24 protein-coding genes and 1 pseudogene are annotated in these 17,647 nt (G+C 44.5%); 21 read left to right on the top strand and 4 right to left on the bottom strand.

Going from position 1 to position 17,647, the window contains the following annotated elements:
• Positions 1–133: 133 nt before the first annotated feature.
• The 6 genes from EWV60_RS07150 (at position 134) to EWV60_RS07125 (ending at position 2,257) form a co-directional block, all read left to right on the top strand.
• A complete protein-coding gene (locus tag EWV60_RS07150) occupies positions 134–358 on the top strand; it encodes a C2H2-type zinc finger protein (RefSeq protein WP_287231674.1) in 225 nt (74 codons plus the stop codon).
• The gene (locus tag EWV60_RS07145) at positions 348–770 is read left to right on the top strand and encodes a putative toxin-antitoxin system toxin component, PIN family (protein WP_002750637.1); all 423 of its coding nucleotides are present in this window, start codon (positions 348–350) and stop codon (positions 768–770) included. The genes EWV60_RS07150 and EWV60_RS07145 overlap by 11 nt, the downstream gene beginning before the upstream one ends.
• 78 nt (positions 771–848) lie before the next feature.
• Positions 849–1,091, top strand: a complete 243-nt coding sequence (locus EWV60_RS07140; protein WP_002737040.1) for a hypothetical protein — start codon at positions 849–851, stop codon at positions 1,089–1,091.
• A 31-nt stretch (positions 1,092–1,122) separates the two neighbouring features.
• A complete protein-coding gene (locus EWV60_RS07135; RefSeq protein ID WP_002791629.1) occupies positions 1,123–1,368 on the top strand; it encodes a ribbon-helix-helix domain-containing protein in 246 nt (81 codons plus the stop codon).
• A complete protein-coding gene (locus EWV60_RS07130) occupies positions 1,365–1,790 on the top strand; it encodes a putative toxin-antitoxin system toxin component, PIN family (RefSeq protein WP_002750630.1) in 426 nt (141 codons plus the stop codon). The genes EWV60_RS07135 and EWV60_RS07130 overlap by 4 nt, the downstream gene beginning before the upstream one ends.
• 242 nt (positions 1,791–2,032) lie before the next feature.
• Positions 2,033–2,257 (top strand): hypothetical protein, encoded by a 225-nt coding sequence (locus EWV60_RS07125; RefSeq protein WP_002735305.1) that lies wholly within the window; start codon positions 2,033–2,035, stop codon positions 2,255–2,257.
• Between the two features lie 15 nt (positions 2,258–2,272).
• Here the strand turns inward: EWV60_RS07125 and EWV60_RS07120 are convergent.
• A pseudogene (locus EWV60_RS07120) lies at positions 2,273–2,876 on the bottom strand (helix-turn-helix domain-containing protein); the annotation flags it as partial.
• 256 nt (positions 2,877–3,132) lie between these two features.
• On the opposite strand from EWV60_RS07120, the gene cobA reads away from it, so the two are divergent.
• The 5 genes from cobA to EWV60_RS07095 all read left to right on the top strand — a co-directional run bounded on the left by cobA (position 3,133) and on the right by EWV60_RS07095 (position 6,928).
• The gene (gene cobA, locus EWV60_RS07115; RefSeq protein ID WP_002777110.1) at positions 3,133–3,933 is read left to right on the top strand and encodes a uroporphyrinogen-III C-methyltransferase; all 801 of its coding nucleotides are present in this window, start codon (positions 3,133–3,135) and stop codon (positions 3,931–3,933) included.
• A 10-nt stretch (positions 3,934–3,943) separates the two neighbouring features.
• Complete coding sequence (locus EWV60_RS07110; protein WP_008201139.1) at positions 3,944–4,363, top strand: secondary thiamine-phosphate synthase enzyme YjbQ; 420 nt, start codon at positions 3,944–3,946, stop codon at positions 4,361–4,363.
• 132 nt (positions 4,364–4,495) lie between these two features.
• Complete coding sequence (locus EWV60_RS07105; protein ID WP_002750624.1) at positions 4,496–4,990, top strand: photosystem I reaction center subunit III; 495 nt, start codon at positions 4,496–4,498, stop codon at positions 4,988–4,990.
• A 45-nt stretch (positions 4,991–5,035) separates the two neighbouring features.
• Positions 5,036–5,164: a photosystem I reaction center subunit IX gene (psaJ, locus tag EWV60_RS07100; protein ID WP_002738148.1), complete on the top strand. Its 129-nt coding sequence runs from the start codon at positions 5,036–5,038 to the stop codon at positions 5,162–5,164.
• Positions 5,165–5,329: 165 nt separating this feature from the next.
• A complete protein-coding gene (locus tag EWV60_RS07095) occupies positions 5,330–6,928 on the top strand; it encodes a peptide ligase PGM1-related protein (protein ID WP_287231714.1) in 1,599 nt (532 codons plus the stop codon).
• 131 nt (positions 6,929–7,059) lie between these two features.
• Here the strand turns inward: EWV60_RS07095 and sipA are convergent, their stop codons facing one another.
• Positions 7,060–7,272, bottom strand: a complete 213-nt coding sequence (sipA, locus tag EWV60_RS07090) for a regulatory protein SipA (RefSeq protein WP_002777112.1) — start codon at positions 7,270–7,272, stop codon at positions 7,060–7,062.
• Between the two features lie 289 nt (positions 7,273–7,561).
• Here sipA and EWV60_RS07085 point away from each other — a divergent pair, with 289 nt between their 5' ends.
• From EWV60_RS07085 to EWV60_RS07065, 5 genes are all read left to right on the top strand, one after another.
• Positions 7,562–7,798 carry a hypothetical protein gene (locus EWV60_RS07085; protein WP_008202209.1) on the top strand — a complete coding sequence of 79 codons (237 nt, stop codon included), beginning with the start codon at positions 7,562–7,564 and terminating at the stop codon, positions 7,796–7,798.
• Positions 7,798–8,250, top strand: coding sequence for a type II toxin-antitoxin system VapC family toxin (locus EWV60_RS07080; protein WP_287231673.1), 453 nt, complete (start codon positions 7,798–7,800; stop codon positions 8,248–8,250). Before EWV60_RS07085 ends, EWV60_RS07080 begins: the two co-directional genes overlap by 1 nt.
• A 271-nt stretch (positions 8,251–8,521) precedes the next feature.
• Positions 8,522–9,241 (top strand): PEP-CTERM sorting domain-containing protein, encoded by a 720-nt coding sequence (locus EWV60_RS07075; RefSeq protein ID WP_287231672.1) that lies wholly within the window; start codon positions 8,522–8,524, stop codon positions 9,239–9,241.
• Positions 9,242–9,336: 95 nt separating this feature from the next.
• Positions 9,337–9,591 (top strand): hypothetical protein, encoded by a 255-nt coding sequence (locus EWV60_RS07070; RefSeq protein ID WP_002750614.1) that lies wholly within the window; start codon positions 9,337–9,339, stop codon positions 9,589–9,591.
• A 9-nt stretch (positions 9,592–9,600) separates the two neighbouring features.
• Entirely contained in the window at positions 9,601–9,999 is a 399-nt protein-coding gene (locus EWV60_RS07065; RefSeq protein WP_002750612.1) for a type II toxin-antitoxin system VapC family toxin, read from the top strand.
• A gap of 330 nt (positions 10,000–10,329) precedes the next feature.
• On the opposite strand, the gene EWV60_RS07060 is transcribed toward EWV60_RS07065, so the two are convergent.
• Together EWV60_RS07060 and EWV60_RS07055 are read right to left on the bottom strand one after the other, a co-directional pair.
• Positions 10,330–11,229, bottom strand: a complete 900-nt coding sequence (locus EWV60_RS07060) for an amino acid ABC transporter substrate-binding protein (protein WP_069475684.1) — start codon at positions 11,227–11,229, stop codon at positions 10,330–10,332.
• Positions 11,230–11,270: 41 nt separating this feature from the next.
• Complete coding sequence (locus EWV60_RS07055) at positions 11,271–11,477, bottom strand: hypothetical protein (protein WP_002732891.1); 207 nt, start codon at positions 11,475–11,477, stop codon at positions 11,271–11,273.
• Positions 11,478–11,593: 116 nt separating this feature from the next.
• Between EWV60_RS07055 and EWV60_RS07050 the strand changes: the two genes are divergently transcribed.
• The 5 genes from EWV60_RS07050 (at position 11,594) to EWV60_RS07030 (ending at position 17,454) form a co-directional block, all read left to right on the top strand.
• Complete coding sequence (locus EWV60_RS07050) at positions 11,594–12,220, top strand: TenA family protein (protein WP_287231671.1); 627 nt, start codon at positions 11,594–11,596, stop codon at positions 12,218–12,220.
• A 15-nt stretch (positions 12,221–12,235) separates the two neighbouring features.
• Positions 12,236–12,643, top strand: a complete 408-nt coding sequence (locus EWV60_RS07045) for a DUF2605 domain-containing protein (protein ID WP_002777118.1) — start codon at positions 12,236–12,238, stop codon at positions 12,641–12,643.
• A 99-nt stretch (positions 12,644–12,742) separates the two neighbouring features.
• Positions 12,743–13,048, top strand: a complete 306-nt coding sequence (locus tag EWV60_RS07040; protein WP_002732775.1) for a DUF2973 domain-containing protein — start codon at positions 12,743–12,745, stop codon at positions 13,046–13,048.
• A gap of 224 nt (positions 13,049–13,272) precedes the next feature.
• Positions 13,273–13,926, top strand: a complete 654-nt coding sequence (locus EWV60_RS07035; RefSeq protein WP_287231670.1) for a YqiA/YcfP family alpha/beta fold hydrolase — start codon at positions 13,273–13,275, stop codon at positions 13,924–13,926.
• Positions 13,927–13,932: 6 nt separating this feature from the next.
• Complete coding sequence (locus EWV60_RS07030; protein ID WP_287231669.1) at positions 13,933–17,454, top strand: helicase-related protein; 3,522 nt, start codon at positions 13,933–13,935, stop codon at positions 17,452–17,454.
• The last annotated feature ends 193 nt before the right edge of the window (positions 17,455–17,647 follow it).

Here is a 17,647-nt window from a genome sequence, read left to right as displayed (position 1 = left end):
GGACCGGTGTTAAACTGATTAATCATGCTGGTGTCTAGAATTGACCTATGCCGAACTTAACCTTAAGCAACGAACAAGTTATCGACTTATTCAAACAACTCCCCAAAGCACAGCAAGAATGAGCCTTAATACTATGAGCAAAATTTCGATCAAAGTCAGTCCCGAAGCGGCAGAAGTCTATCAATCCGCATCCCCGGAGGAACAAGAACGCGTCCGGGTTCTTGTCGATTTGCTAATTAGAAAGCCAGTTAACAGCGATATCGATTTCTTGAGAAAACTAATGGACGAAATTAGTGATGAGGCGGAAGCTAGAGGATTAACCCCCGAAATTTTAGAATCTTTACTAAATGAGCCTTGAATATTCTTTTATTCTCGATACCAACGTTTTAGTAAGCGCGCTTCTGTCGAAAAACGGCAAAGCTCGTCAGGCATTAGACAAAGCCCAAAATATCGGCAAGCTTTTAATGTCCGAATCTACTTTGTTAGAATTGATCACTGTTTTCAATCGTGCCAAATTCGATAGATATGCCTCCTCAGCAAAAAGGCGGCTATTTATAACGGCGATAGAAAGAACCGAGGAAATTGTCGTGATTCGAGAGAAAATCAAGGTTTGCAGAGATGAGAAAAATAATCAGTATTTAGAACTAGCGATCGATGGTCAAGCTACCTGTATTGTAAGCGGCGATTCTGATCTATTAGTTTTAAATCCATTTCGAGAAATCCCAATTTTAACGATTCAAGAATTTCTAGATCATGACTTTTCCCGTTAGCGATCAGTCCCCCCACCCACGAGCCGGCTAGAGACTCGTGTTAAACTGATTAATCATGCTGGTGTCTAGAAGCGACCTATGCCGAACTTAACCTTAAGCAACGAACAAGTGATCGAATTAGTCAAACAACTCCCCGAAGACCAGAAACAGGAAGTTTATAAAATTCTCATCCTCAGTCAGTCGGACCGATGGGAATCCTTGTCTAACTACGCCATTGACAAAGCTCGAATCGTAGCCAAAGAACGCGGCTATGATTGGGATACCATGACGGAAGAAGAAAAAGAAGAATTTATCGATGAAATCGTTCACGAACCATCATAATATCCACCGAATTTACAGAGTGTATTTTACCATGAATATTACCTTAAATCCCGAATTAGAACAATTAATTAACTCTCAATTAGCGACAGGAAACTATAACAGCGTTGAAGATTTATTAAAAGACGCTTTGTTAAATTTAGCGGACAAACAAAACCGTCAGACTTTAAGCCAAAAAGTTAAAGAACTCTTTGATAAAACTCAATCCTTACCCAGCGTTCAGGATATTACCGAAGAAGATATCGCCGCAGAAATTGAAGCCTATCGGAGAGGCGAATGAAAGTCGTGATCGATACGAATATTCTAGTTTCGGCAATTTTAAAAGGAAGGTTGCCGAGAACGGTTATACAATTCGTGATCGAGTCTAATAAAATCGAATGGATTGTTTCCGAAGCTATTTTAACTGAATATAAAGATGTTGTCAGCCGTCCTAAGTTTAAGCTGTCGGAAGGAGTGATAAGAGAATGGTATAGGATTTTCGATACAGTTCCTAGATTAATTGATGTTCACAGCACCGTTGATTTCCCTAGAGATCGATCGGATGCTAAATTTCTAGCTTGTGTGATGACAAGTGATGCTGACTTTTTGATCACAGGTGATAAAGACTTTGAAGAAGTAGATAATTTAGGATCGACAACTATAATTTCTGCCTCAGAATTTAAAGCACTCGTGATCGATCCCGTTGCGGATGAAGAATCTTGAAATCCTGTTGATCCCGCGATACTCGATCGAAGGAGTCTTTATGATAAAAAGGAAGGGTAATCAGCTCCTCCGTAGGTTCTGGTGTGATGGCAAGGATATTAAATTGATATTGATTAAGACATAATTAGCTGGTTATAATTAAATTAAAAATGGACTATGCGGAACTTAACCTTAAGCAATGAACAAGCACTCGAATTAGTCAAACACCCCCCCGAAGCATAGCAAGAATGAGCCTTAATAATATGAGCAAAATTTTGATCGAAGTCAGTCCCAAAACAGCGGCAGCCGATCAATCCGCATCCTCTGAAGAAAAAGAGCGTGTTCGGATTTTTATTGATCTGTTGATGAGAAAGCCGAGTAAAGACGATAGGGACTTTCTTGGTAAGCTGATGGACGAAATTAGCAATCGATCCGAAGCTAGAGGATTAACACCCGAAATCCTAGAATCTCTATTAAATGAGCCTTGAATATTATTTCGTTTATATATTGACTAATGCGACAACTTTTTCTAAGCTTATAGCACTAATTATTGAAATATTTCTTCCTCTTTTTTGTGGTTTTCTTTCTCGATCTCTTTGGGCAATTAAGGCTCTAGCATAGAGTCTCAAAAGGGCTAAATTTACCCCCGATTCATCGATAAAAATTAGTTTTGATGCCTCAATTTCCCGCACTTGTGACCAGTATTCTACTCTTTTTTGCTCTACCCTGTCACTTTCTTTTTCCGCCGCGTGTAGTGTTTTTTTTGAAACTGTAATTGAGTTTTTGCGTCAGCCGCCCCAGGGTGGCTCTACTGACTTTCACCTGTGTCTTTTCATACAGTAATTCTGATAATTCTTCGAGAGTTGCATCATTGTTAGCTTCGATGATTTCTATTAAAATTATCAGTTGTTCACTATTTAACTTGGTTGGCGGACTTCCCCCTTGCGGACGAGGACGGATATCTCCTGTTTCTTTATATTGCTTCAATAACTTCTGAATAAAGCTTTTAGCCACGTCAAATCTCTGGGCTAGTCCTCGAATGGAAATTTTTTCTTTCTTCCAGACATCGATAATTTTTTGGCGAAAATCTACGGAATAGGGTCTCATCGGAAACTGGCTACTTCTATTATTTGTCTATTTGCTTTCTATTGTACCTCATGGCTCCAAGAATTGCTATAAACGGGATTTAGGATCAGAGCGATCGCTAGATTAAGGGTTAAGTAATGTTAAGATCATAATTCTTCATGAAGAAAGCGCATGATCGCCGAGTGACTGTAGCTAAAAATACCAAATTTTGCCCCAGTCACAATAAAGTAGGGATCAAGCGCATTCGATCGAAGCAAGAATTTTCTCCCCAGTATCTATGAATCAATCAGAAAGTTGCGGTAAGGTCTATCTCGTCGGTGCGGGTCCCGGGGATCCCGGTTTGTTGACCTTAAAAGCGAAAGTTCTCTTAGAAAACGCCGATGTTGTCCTCTATGATGCCCTAGTCAGCCCCTCGATTCTAGCCATGATTAACCCCAAGGCCGAACAAATCCATGGGGGTAAGCGTCGCGGTCGTCATTCTCTGGTACAGGAGGAAATCACCGATTTACTGATCCAAAAGGCCCAGACTAATGCCGTGGTTGTTCGTCTCAAGGGAGGTGATCCCTTTGTTTTTGGTCGCGGGGGTGAAGAAATGCTCGATCTGATCACCGCCGGAATTAGCGTCGAGATCGTGCCGGGGATCACTTCAGGAATTGCCGTGCCTGCCTACGCCGGTATTCCCCTCACCCATCGCGATTATAGTTCCTCCGTTACCTTCGTCACCGGCCACGAGATGGCGGGTAAATATCGTCCTCAAGTTAACTGGTCAGCGATCGCCCATGGTGCAGAAACAATTGTTGTTTACATGGGTGTGCATAATTTACCCTATATTATCGGCGAGTTAACCAAGGCTGGCAGAAGTCCAGAAACACCGATCGCCCTGATTCGCTGGGGAACAACACCGCAACAACAGCAGTTAATCGGTACTTTCAGCACGATTATGGACCAGATCGAAGCCACCGGCTTTGAAGCCCCGGCGATCGCTGTTATCGGGGCAGTGGTGAACCTTCACGATCTCTTGCAAGCGGGACAACCTTTGCTCTCCAGGACAATCCCCCCCACCCCCATTTCTCCCTGATTCGGTTGCCATGCGTCAATATCAAAAATCCCTGACGATTACCACCAGTCCCAAGAATTTCCATCGTCTCACTGCCCCCATAGAAGCGATCGTAGCCGAATCGGGCATAACGACGGGATTATGCAGTATATTTGTCTGTCACACCTCCGCTTCCTTGCTGATCCAAGAAAATGCCGATCCCGATGTTCTCACCGATTTGGCCAATTTCTTCGCCAAGTTAGTCCCGGAAGATAGCAGTCTCTACTATCACTCTACCGAAGGGCCAGACGATATGCCCGCTCACATTCGCTCGGTCCTAACCCGAACATCGGAACAAATCCCGATCGCTAGGGGTAAATTAGTTTTAGGGATATGGCAAGGTATCTATCTCTGGGAACACCGTCAGAGTCGTCACCAAAGACAAGTGGTGGTTCATATCACCGGGGTCTGAAGCGTTGCGTATAGTTTTGTAATAGAAACTTTACTCGTACCCCTCATCGGAGTAAGATTTTTTCCGTGTACGATCAAATTGTTCGCTTTTTGAACAAAGAACTTCATATTTCGTAACAAAAGGAAACAATTTATGCGAAAATTGTTCGCTCTGGCCCTGGTGCTATCCCTCTGGTTCACCTTTGCCGCTCCAGCGTCGGCTGATTTGTCCAATCTGACCCCTTGTAGCGAAAATCCCGCTTTCCTACAAAAAGCGAAGAGTTTCCGCAACACCACTCCCGACCCCGAATCGGGAGCCAAACGCGCTCAAATCTACTCCCAAGCTCTCTGTGGACCGGAAGGCTATCCACACCTAATTGTTGATGGTCGTTGGGACCACATGGGCGATTTCTTTATCCCTAGCATCCTATTCCTGTACATTACCGGTTGGATCGGTTGGGTTGGTCGGGCCTATTTAATCGCCGTGCGCGACGACAAAGATGCCGAAATGAAGGAAATCATCATCGATGTTCCCCTCGCTCTCAGCAAAATGTTAACGGGTTTTCTCTGGCCCTTGGCGGCTTTACAAGAAGCCACTTCCGGTAAATTAACCGTTAAGGATTCGGAAATTACCGTTTCCCCTCGTTAATTTTTGTGTCAAACCCTTGACTTTTTATTCCCTAGGAGAACTCAGATGGAAGGACTTACTAAATTTCTCTCGTCCGCACCCGTGTTAATTATGGCGCTGCTGACTTTCACTGCCGGGATTTTAATCGAATTCAATCGCTTTTATCCCGATCTCTTATTCCACCCGCTAGGTTAAAGCCAATCTCAGGTGATTAAAAGGGATACAGAGTCCACTGTATCCCTTTTTAATGGCAATGATCACAGGGATTGGGGAATATTAAGAAAAGAAAGGCACTGGAGACGACAGGGCCTAAAAATAGATAAGATACAGGTGTCTGCAACCACAGAGGTGGGACAAACCATGCTGTTAGATAGAGATTTGATGCTAGAAAAGCGGCTGCGGTATCAAGAATTACAAGAAAAATTAAAAGAGATTTGGCAGGGAGAAAACGTTCTCGAATCGGATGAATGCGATTATGATATCCTAGTTATCCCTTCTTTTAGTATCGATCAGAGAGTCGGTCAAAAAGTGGCGGGGTTTTTACATTACGAAGAAAGATTATTATTTTCTCTGATTCGATTGCGACACCCGAAAACTCGTTTAATCTATGTAACAGCGCAGCCACTTTCGCGGATGGTGATTGATTATTACCTGCAATTGTTGCCTGGGATTCCTTTTTCCCATGCTAATAATCGTCTGTTATTACTGACAACTCACGATAACTCTTTTCAACCTTTAACCCAAAAAATTCTGGACAGACCGCGCTTAGTAGCAAGAATCCGGCAAGCGTTGCGTCGAGATCGGGCCTATATGGTTTGTTTTAATTCTACTAATTTAGAGCGAGAATTGTCTTTACAATTAGATATTCCTTTATTTGCCTGTAGTCCAGATTTATTGTATTGGGGTTCTAAAAGTGGCAGTCGCGAGATTTTTGGTCAAGGCAATATTCCCCATCCTGACGGTAGTTTACAGGTAAATACGGTCAAAGATTTGTTATACGAAGCTGCTAGTTTGTGGTCCCGTCAACCGCAACTAAAACGCATGGTAGTGAAGTTAAATGAGGGGTTATCGGGAGAAGGAAATGCAGTTTTAGATTTACGTCCTTTAGGGGAAATTGTTGATAGTAACAGCCTAGATTTAAGCGAGAAAATGAATCTCTTGGCTAAACTATTAGACAAGATGAGTTTTCAAGCAAGGGATGAAAATTGGGACAGTTTTTCTGGCAGAATTGCTGAATTAGGGGCAATTGTCGAAGCTTTTATTGAAGGAGAAGAAAAGCGATCGCCGAGTGTGCAAGGTTATATTACACCCACGGGAGAAGTGAAGATTCTTTCCACTCACGATCAAATTTTAGGGGGTCCCGATGGTCAAATTTATCTAGGTTGTCATTTTCCTGCCGATGAAAATTATCGCCTACAATTACAGGAATTAGGTCTAAAAATAGGGGAAATTCTGGCAGCCAAGGGAGCAATTGAACGCTATGGAGTTGATTTCGTCGCTGTTAAAAATCCAGAAACTTTAGTCTGGGATCTACAGGCGATCGAAATTAATCTGCGAAAAGGAGGAACTACCCATCCTTTTATGACTTTGAAGCTTTTAACTAATGGTGAATACGATCAAAAAACCGGATTATTTTTCAGTCAACCTCACCAAGAAAAGTATTATATTGCCTCCGATAATCTCCACAAACCCCAATACAAAGGTTTACTTCCCGATGATTTAATGGATATTATTGCTAAACATCACTTACATTTTGATAGTAGCAGTAAAACGGGAACGGTTTTTCATCTCATGGGTGCGCTGTCAGAATTTGGTAAATTAGGGTTAACTTGTATCGGCAATTCTAGTGAGGAAGCGGCGGCAATTTATCAGCGTGTGGAACAGGTTTTAGATTGGGAAACAGAGCCTAGTTCCATAAATTTAGGTTATTATTCTGGATTACCGATCACTTGGATATAACTAGACTGATTTACTGGGTATAATTTTTTGTCTGAGAGATTTAATCATCCAAGCAGGCAGTTTCTGGCAGCCAATGACCGATAGTTTTACCTTGGTTAAAAGTTGTCTTGACTGCGATGCACTTAACTGGTTTAAATAGCTTCTAAATATTTGCTATCGAGCAGAAATGAGCCTCGATCGAATTTTACACCCCAATAACCCCCCGGCCGGCGATCGATAACCGTGCCGATATCGTCGATATTGAGCAGCTCTGGCGGCCGTAACATAGGCATGGGATCGGCGGTTTTCAGGTAAGGGGGAATGGCAATCAGACGGACTTTTCCCCCGATGCTAATTTCACTCATGGTACTGACTAGATGCGATCGTGATAATTTTCCAAGTTAGCATATTTCAAATCATTCTCAAGATAGATTCCCTAAAGAATAGGTATTCTGTAGGCTGTTGCCATCCGCCTTTGGCGTTGGGTTGGGCTGTTGCCTGACCTAGCGGCGAGCGGAGCGATCGCTATCGGTACAATCAAAAAGACCCAAAATCTTAATCGCTAGTTAGGGAGAGGAATGTAAAGATTTATTAAATATAGAGAAATTGCGGCATGAGATATGATTGATATGGTTGCCTATTAGTCTAAGTCAAATGAACATTGAACAAGTTATCATTAAAAACCTAAGAAAACTTCCCTTAGAAAAACAACAAGAAGTGTTATCCTTCACCGAATCTCTCACCTCAAGAATTTCCCTCCCTTCCCCAGATTATAGTCTCACTCCCCAGGAAAAAGCTCAAAAATGGCAGAAAGTAATCGCTAAACTTCCTAAAACAAGTGCGAATTTACCTGATGAAGCTTTACACCGTGACACTATGTATGAAGACTAATGACTCAATATTTACTGGATACTAACATTTTGCTTCGGGCGGCTGATACGTCTTCAGCAACTTATTCTCTTGCTAATAATGTAATTACTCAAATCGTCGAAACAGCTAATGAATGTGTTATTATTCCTCAAGTTTTAATTGAATTTTGGGTAGTTGCAACCCGACCCCTTGATGTTAATGGTTTAGGTTGGACTCCAGCACAAGCTACAAATTATGTCAATGATTTATTAGATAACTTTACATTAATTGCAGAAACGCCGGATATTTTTCCCCTTTGGTTTCAATTAGTCACCATCTACAACATTAAAGGAAAACGCACTCATGATATTAGGCTTCTTGCTGTCATGAAAGCTTCTAACATTACCCATTTATTAACCTTTAATCCTGATGACTTTATCCCTATTCCCAATATTACCATCGTTCATACTCAAGATTTCATTAATTCCCAATAATTAAGCAGCAAATCCGACATACCGCGCCACAATCCCTCACGGAAGGCAATAGGTCGCTTGAGAAGGGGTAAAACAGGGGAAAACACCTGAGACTCCTTCCCCTGTGAATCCCTAAGCTAGGGAGAAGAATGTAAAGATTTATTAAATTGTATTTTTTGATACAGTTGTGGGGGGGGATGTGTATGATCCCGTTGTCTCCCTTTGGAGTTGGGTTGGGGTGTTGCTTTGACCTAGCTGGGAGGGGATAACCGCACTATTGAGAAGAAAAAAAATGAAAAACAGCATCTCAGCCGTGATTCTTGGAGCGGCTGTAACCACTGCACTAATCGGACTATCTACAAGTCCTGCTCAGGCCGCTCAACTTAGCTTCAAGTTCGACTTTTTAACTTCGGACGGTGATTTATTTAAACTGAATCTGACTACGGAGGACACGCTTACAACAAAAAACGCCCCTTCTTACACTGATCCAACCAGTGGTTTAACTTCTCCAGCTTATACCTTTACAGGCTACAAAATCCTTGGCGTGACGGGAACAGAGACTGACCCAGGCGGCATCACTAACCCTATTACTGCAATACTTCCCGAATATACCAATATTGCCGCGGCGGGAGACCAGATTCCTCACTCGAAGACGGATAACCTTTACAATCCCAATGGTGGCTTTGCTCCAGGAGTGCTTCCAGCCGGGAATACAGCCGGTAAATTTTCGTTTGGAGGTTTAGCTTTCCATGTAGGGGGTACTGAAAATAAAGATTATCAAGTATTCACCCGGTCGGATTTTGATAACCCCTTTAAGCGGCCGGGGCCAGGCTATGACTATGGCGGTTGCCCCGGTAGCTGCAAAGGGGCTATACAAATTGTTCCTGAACCCTCCTCAACCGCTGGAGTTTTAGCTATTGGCTCCTTTGGTGCATTAGGTGCAGCTTCAACCCTGAAACGCAAACTAAAATCATCCAAACCATCAGAAAAAGAAACCACAAAAGTAGGCTAAATTGCTTACAAAATACGATAAATGCCCCTTCATTCAGTCGTTTGAGGGGGTTTATTGTATAATAGGGACATGATTAAATCAAGAGGATTTTGGTTATGCAACAGGTGACGATTGAGCTACCCACCACCATAATTAATGCTCTAGCCGCCTACAATCAAGAGCATAAGGTATCTTCTTCTGATACAGTACAAACGGCTATAGAATCATTTTTAATAGCGAAAGGCTATTTATCCAAACCGAAAAAATCTTTTCACTTATCTCCCGCACCCAAAGGAAGTGGCTATACTGACACATCCATCAATCATGACGCTGTTTTAGCCGAAATTACTCTGTCCCATAAATTACCTTAAGCTCAAATCTTGAAAGCGATTATTGCCGACACAACCCCCCTTTACGGAGCGATAGATACCAGTGATCAATATCATAGCAGAGCGCAAGCAGAGCTAAGACGCATAGAATCGGAAGATTTAACAGTTATTATCTCTTTCCCCGTATATATAGAAACTTACAGCTTGCTTCTATATAGATTAGGATTTGAACAAGCCAATCATTTCACACAAAATTGCTTAGAATCTGCTAATCTGATCAATCCGACAGAAGATCAGTATTTCGCAGCCATAGCAAAAGCTAAACAATTTCCTGATCAAACTATTACTATTGTTGATGCTTTGACTGCTATCATCTCAATCGAATTAGATCTACCTGTTTGGAGCTATGATTATCATTTTGATATAATGCGGGTGAAAGTATGGAGATAACCCTAAAGTGCCAACTAAAACCCTCCAAACCCTCAGAAAAGGAAACCACAAAAGTCTCCTAAAAAAACATTAATAAAAAACTCGTAATCGCCCCTTCATTCAGTCAGTTGAGGTGGTTTATTTTTTACCTTTATTAACTTGATTAATAACAAATCAAACTTTAAAAACTCGCTCCATTCTCCCCATTTTCCCGCTTTCCTATACCTTTTAAACAGGATTTATTAGGGTCAACAAGAGTCTTAGGGAGACAAATTAATCAATACTTTTGCCCCTTGACCCTTGCCCCTTGACTCTTGCCTTTTTCAATCGGTTCCTGAAAAGGTTTTGATTTTAGGGAAATACAGTTAAAGGAATCCATTCGTAGGTGTTGACAATGCCTTGAAAATAATCATTAATAGTTTCTCTGGAATAGGGAACAACACCATCTTCACCAAACCAACGTTCATAAATTGTCACCGCTTGTTGTTGGTCGCTAACGATCCCTTCCATGAATTTTAATAAGGTGTAATTCACTGTATCGCGCCATTTAGAATCATTTTCGGGTAAAGTACAGGCATAGGATTCGTAGGCGTAGGGATAGGAGGGAACTATGGCTAAATTATTAGGATTTTTAGCACTTTTCCTTAAACCTTCTAGGGTAATGCCATCACTGGCAAAACCATCAATTTCTCCCGCTTCTAGTTTTTGTAAACCCTCGCCACGATTTTTAACTTTGACCAAAATAGCGGCGGGTTGTTGGGTTTTAATTACCGATTCATTAGTAGTATTGGCAATCACTCCAATGCGTCTGCCTGCCAAGCTACCGATGTCATCAAGATTACTACCTTTGCGGGTGAGCAATTGAGTACCACCGGCAAAGTAACTAACGGAAAAATCCACTTCATTTTCTCTTTTCCAAGTAAAAGTAGTGGAGCCACATTCGATATCGATAACCCCTGTTTTCAACTTTTCAAAACGATTTTGGGGATTAATCTCAACAATTTTTAACTTAATTGGCTTTCCTAACTTCCGTTCGGTTTCCTTGCGAATTAACTCTAACATATCAAGGCTGTAACCCACCCACTTGCCCTGGGAGTTGACAAAACCAAAGGGAATAGCATCTTTGCGAGCGCCGGCAGTAATTACCCCAGTTTTTTGAATGCGATCGAAGATTGCTCCCGCAAGGCTAGAATGGTTACTGGTGACGGTTAAAGCTACTGTCATCGTCATGACGGCAAGTGTACGCTTCATTTTTTTCCCTAATCTGAAAGTGGCTCAAGTCTGGGACTGTTTCAGGAGACTGAGAGTTTCCCAGAGGAAGATTTTTTAGCGGCGATTGCTGGGGACAAAAAAAGAGGAGAGATGTTACTCTCTCCCCCTTTTAGTTTTTTCGACAACATTTTAAATTGTTTTTTCAGTTGTCGCTGTCGGGCCGAACCGCCCTTGCCTTTGTCGTTACGTCCCTGACGGCGGGGGGACTCCCATCGCTTCAGTCGCATAGTTTTTAACTCCAATTTGGTCAGTTATCTTTATTGTAACAGGGTTAACGTCAGTTTGGGTTAAGGAATGCTGAACTCTAGTTAACCAACCTTGTCCACCTAATTAGTATTTTCCCATGCTTAGTCAGCAACTTTGGCACAGCCATCAAGATCTAGTACAAGCTTGTCTAGAACACCCTTTTGTGCGAGGTATCGCCACAGGAGAGCTTAAACGGGACTGTTTCGCTTTTTATGTCGGTCAAGATGCTTTTTTTCTGGAATCTTTCGCCCGTGCTTACAGTATCGCCGCCGCTAAAGCTCCCGATTGGCAGGGATTTACTAGCTTTCATCGGTTAGCGGCGGGGGTATTAAAGGAGTTAGAATTACATGAAAATTATGCTTTACAGTGGGGAGTTGACCTGAGAAAGGTTCAGCCCGCTAATGCCACCCGTCGCTATACGGATTTTCTTCTCGCTACCGCTTGGATGGGTGACATCGGTGCGATTGCTGTGGCGATGAGTCCCTGTATGCGTCTTTATGCTTATCTGGGTCAACAATTAGCCTTAGAGCCGATTTCTGAGAATCCCTATCAAGCTTGGATTGATAGTTATAGTGGGAATGAATTCGCCGCTTTAGCAAGCCAGTTAGAGGAATTAGCCGATAAATACACCCTGATGACCGAAAATATCTCTTTATCCTATCGTTATGCCCTTAGTTGTGAACAGGACTTCTTTAGTGCCGCCTACAGCTGGGGCAAATCTTAAAATTTTTCCGTCACAATGTTAAGAAATATAAATGACGCTAAGATTAAGGTAAGCAAAATCGTCATTATAAAAATAATGTTCCCTTCGCAACCCGCCGAAAACGAACTCCTGAAAACCATCTTGGAACCTCTACTAGAGGATTTCACCTATTGGTTTTCCCGTTCCCGTCTTCTCCTCGAATCCGAGAGATTATCCTTTCTCAGCCTCGAGGAACAAAACGATTTATTAGCAAGAGTCAAAAACGCTCAACAGGAGGTGGCCACGGCTCATTTACTCTTTAAAACCACAGGTGGTCAGGTGGGTATCGAGGCCAAGATGTTGTTGCCTTGGCACCAGCTGGTGGCAGAGTGTTGGGGGGTCAGCAGTCGTCGTCGTCGATTACAGGGTTGGGGAGAATATCAATCTCCTCAAACTGACGCTTAACCTGAAACTTTTTTGGTAAGCTAGAGAATTGAGCGAATTTTTAGCATAAAGTTTTGGCAATTAGGAATATTCACACATAATTCATGGGAGACTCGGCCAATGTTACATCTGCTCTATATCCTCGCCTTCACAGTTATCGCTTTTTTGACCATTAATAATTTAATTCGGAGTCTGATTACTGTCAGCATGGATTCCCAGAAACGTCCTGCTAAATCGGCTAATTCCTATAATCCCTACGGTTATCCCATGACTTCCCATCCAGAACTTTTGGACGAGGCCGGACAACCGATTAATGAACCTCTGTTAGTGATTCGTTCTCTCACTGTCGAAGATGCTCGTCAACAGTTAGATGCCATTTATAATTCTTCTCCCAGTGCTACCAAAGAGCAAGATGAAGAAATCTAATTGGGGTTGGCTGAATAAATCTAAAAATCTTGTTGGGTAAGACTTTGAGACCTTTTTGAAATCCAAAAGTGCTAGGCAAGAGAGTGATCAGGGGGAAAATTCAGGTGCTTTTTCCCCGAAAATTAGGTAATTGACCTCCTCAAAATCGGTAAAACCCTGCACCCCACACCCCACACCCTGCCCCCACCAGCAAACTTTTTCAGCAGACCCTAATTGGTTCTAGAATGGCAGTCCTTGAAAACAGATATATTTATCTACACGGTTTTGCTTCTGGCCCCCAATCAACAAAAGCGCAATTTTTGAGACATTGTTGGCAAAAGAGGGGTTTAGCGATGGAAATTCCCGATCTTAACGGTGATGACTTTTCTAGCTTAACTCTCACTCGTCAGATTGTTCAAGTCGGCCAATTGATTGAACAATCTCAGTTTCCCGTTACACTGATTGGTTCCAGTTTTGGCGGTTTAACGGCAGCTTGGCTGGCAGAAACTTATTTTCAGGTGCAAAGGCTCGTTTTATTAGCTCCTGCTTTTAATTTCGGGCTGATTTGGTTGGGACAATTGGAAGCGGAAACCCTAGCCAATTGGCAAAAATCTGGGAGTTTATCGGTTTATCACTACGGTTATCGTCGTTATCTGCCAATCTATTACAAGTTTATCGAGGATTTAGCCAATTATCCCCAAGAAAAGTTAATCAGGCAGCTCCCCACCCTAATTATTCATGGCAGTGACGATGAGGTGATTCCCCCAGAAAATAGTCGCTATTATGCTTTTTCTCGTCCTTGGGTACAGTTAATCGAATTAGATAGCGATCATGCCCTTACCGATGTTTTGACGAGGATATGGGCTGAAATGCAATTATTCCTAGACATCGGTCTTTAGGCGATCATGACTAAACTTGAGGAACTAACGAGCGGCTCTATTGTCAACGGCATTCTGCCCAATCAAAGCATTACCGTCATTGAGGCCAAGTGGCATGGCAGCGACGCGGTAGAACTTACCTACAAAGATACCAACGGACAACCCTACACAGAACTGCTCTTTCGATACCGAGAGCCAACCCTGGAGATTCTCACCGAAGGAAGACCGTGGGGTTTCGATGGCGACGGAGCTTTGCTGCGCCTAGTTTCCGAAGCCCATCGCATCCGGTTGGCCTACCTGTTTGACCCGCTTCTAGCCGTCCATACCTCTCTGGTGGAACCACTCCCTCATCAAATCACTGCTGTTTACGGTGAGATGCTCGATCGCCAACCCCTACGCTTTTTGTTGGCCGATGACCCCGGGGCCGGGAAAACCATCATGGCGGGATTGTTAATTCGAGAACTCCTAATTCGAGGTGACTTAGCGCGCTGCTTAATCGTCTGTCCAGGCAGCCTCGCAGTGCAATGGCAAGATGAACTACATAACAAATTTCACCTTCCCTTCGATATCCTCACCAATGACCGCCTCGAAACGGCCCGCACCGGCAACGCCCTCGCCGAAATGGGTCTGGTCATTGCCAGACTTGATAAACTCAGCCGTAATGACGACCTCCAGAAGAAACTCCAGCAGACTGATTGGGATCTGGTCATCTGCGATGAGGCCCACAAGATGTCCGCTTCTTTCTTTGGTGGGGAAATTAGGGAAACAAAGCGTTACAAATTGGGCAAACTCCTCTCTAGTGTTACCCGCCACTTCCTGCTGATGACCGCGACTCCCCACAACGGCAAAGAAGAAGACTTTCAGTTATTCCTAGCTCTACTCGATGGCGATCGCTTTGAGGGGCGATTCCGGGACGGAGTTCATGTTTCAGATACTTCCGACCTGATGCGCCGTCTGGTCAAAGAAGAACTGCTCAAGTTTGACGGCAAGCCACTTTTCCCCGAAAGAATCGCTCACACGGTCAGTTACCCCCTCTCCGACCAAGAAGCGATCCTCTACAGTCGAGTCACCGAGTATGTGCGCGAAGAATTTGACCGAGCCGAAGCCCTGGCCAACGACGGGCGCAAGGGGACAGTCGGCTTTGCCCTCACCATTTTGCAACGCCGCCTCGCCTCCTCTCCGGAAGCCATCTATCAATCCTTGAAACGACGACGAGAACGGCTACAAAAGCGACTCCGAGAAGAAGAACTGCTCAAGCGAGGCCAGTCGCTGGAGATAGAATTTGCTACCGTCCTTGACCAAGACGACATCGATGACGACTTTGAGGATACCGATAGCAGCGAGCGGGAGGCCACGGTCGAGGAGGTGGTCGATCAGGCCACAGCATCGCGTACCATTGCCGAACTACAGATTGAAATCGCCCTGCTGAAAAAGCTTGAAGACCTAGCCAATACCGTTCGACGTAGCGGAAAAGACCGTAAGTGGGAAGAGTTTTCCCATCTTCTCCAGGATGAAGCAGAGATGTTCGATGCAGGAGGATACCGCCGCAAAATAGTCGTCTTCACCGAACACAGAGACACCCTCAACTACCTGAAAGAGCGGATCGGTACACTCCTTGGCAACCCAGAAACTGTTGTCACCATTCACGGTGGCATGGGTCGGGAAGACCGCAAAAAAGCCGAAGAAGGCTTCAAGCAAGACGTAGGAGTACAGGTACTTCTGGCCACCGATGCCGCCGGAGAGGGGATCAACCTGCAACGAGCGCATCTCATGGTCAATTATGACCTACCCTGGAACCCAAACCGTCTAGAACAGCGATTCGGTCGTATTCACCGGATTGGACAGACCGAGGTTTGTCATCTCTGGAATTTGGTGGCTCACGAAACCCGCGAGGGAGATGTGTATCGGACGCTCCTCGAAAAACTCGAAGCCGAACAAAAAGCTTTAGGCGGACGGGTGTTCGACGTATTAGGTAAAGCGATTGCGGGAAAAGAATTGCGCGAACTTCTCATCCAAGCCATCCGCTACGGCGATCGCCCAGATATAAAAGCAAGCTCAAACGAGGTCATCTCTGAAAAGCTCGATCAAGATAGGCTAAGGGAATTGCTGGAAGAACGCGCCCTAGCACGCGATTCGATGGATGCTTCCAAGGTTCAGAAAATTCGAGAAGATATGGAGCGAGCCGAAGCCAGACGGTTACAGCCGCACTTCATCGCCGCATTTTTCCTCGAAGCCTTCCAACGCTTAGGCGGCACCCTACGCCAGCGAGAGCCAAAGCGATACGAGATTACCAACGTCCCCGCCGTTATCCGTAACAGAGACCGCTTTTTGGGGATAGGAGAGCCAATTCTCAAACGCTATGAGCGCATCTGTTTTGATAAAGACCTGATTAGTGTTCCGGGTAAACCCGTTGCTACCTTTGTCTGTCCCGGCCATCCCCTGTTAGATGCCACTATCGATCTTGTCTTGGAACGGCATCGGGAATTACTCAGACGGGGGGCTATCCTAGTTGATGACAGTGATCCGAGCAAGGAAATTCGGGCGCTGGTGTACTTAGAACACGCCATTCAAGACGCTCGGCTAAATCCCGATGGCAGACGGCGGGTGGTGTCGCGGCGAATGCAGTATGTGGAAATTCCTCTGTTTGCACCACAGAGACAGGGAGAGAGGGATGCTGGGTATGCCCCTTATCTAGATTATCGTCCTTTGCAGGAGGAGGAGCGGGCGATCCTAGGGCCGATCCTTGATTCTCTCCCTATCGGTAATGAGATTGAGAGCCGGGCCCGCAATTATGCGATCGCTAACCTCGTCTCTTCCCATCTTCAGGAGGTACGGCAGCGCAAGGAAGAGTTAATTGAAAAGACCCTTATAGCAGTTAAAGACCGCCTGACCAAGGAGATCAACTACTGGGACCATCGGGCAGCCCAGTTGCGCCTACAGGAAGAAGCGGGGAAGACAAATGCGCGGATCAATTCCAACAAAGCCCAGATGCGGGCCGATGAACTACAAACGCGGTTGCAAAAGCGCTTGTCTGAATTGGAGCAGGAGCGTCATTTATCCCCATCGCCGCCGGTGGTGGTGGGAGCAGCCCTCATAGTACCGGGGGGACTGTTAGGGCGACTTTTAGGCAAGCCAATGTTTGCCCGGGAGACAAAGCGCGTCGAGCAGCTGGCAATGGCGGCAGTCATGGCGGCCGAAAAAGCTTTGGGGTATGAACCGCGGGATGTGAGCGCCGAGAAGTGCGGCTATGACATCGAATCGCGCAGGACCGGAACAGGCCGCTTACGGTTTATCGAAGTCAAGGGTAGAGTAGAAGGAGCAGAGACGGTGACTGTCACCAAGAACGAGATCCTTGCATCCTTTAACAAGCCAGAGGATTTTCTGCTGGCCTTAGTTTCGGTTTCTCCGTCAGAGGAGGTTCAGGTCAGATATGTGCGCCGGCCATTCCAGAGAGAACCGGATTTTGGGGCGTGTAGTGTTAATTATGATTGGGGAGAGTTATGGGACAGGGGGGATATGATTGAACCACAAAGGCACAAAGGACACTAAGGGGATTAACCACAAAGGCACGAAGGACACTAAGGGGATTAACCACAAAGGCACAAAGGACACTAAGGGGATTAACCACAAAGGCACGAAGGACACTAAGGGGATTAACCACAAAGGCACAAAGGACACTAAGGGGATTAACCACAAAGGCACAAAGGACACTAAGGGGATTAACCACAAAGGCACGAAGGAC

This window comes from Microcystis sp. Msp_OC_L_20101000_S702, from assembly GCF_007095705.1.
Taxonomy (GTDB): Bacteria; Cyanobacteriota; Cyanobacteriia; order Cyanobacteriales; family Microcystaceae; genus Microcystis; species Microcystis ichthyoblabe_A.
The sequence above is the reverse complement of the archived record's forward strand: the minus strand, read 5'-3'. Positions and strand labels throughout refer to the sequence as shown.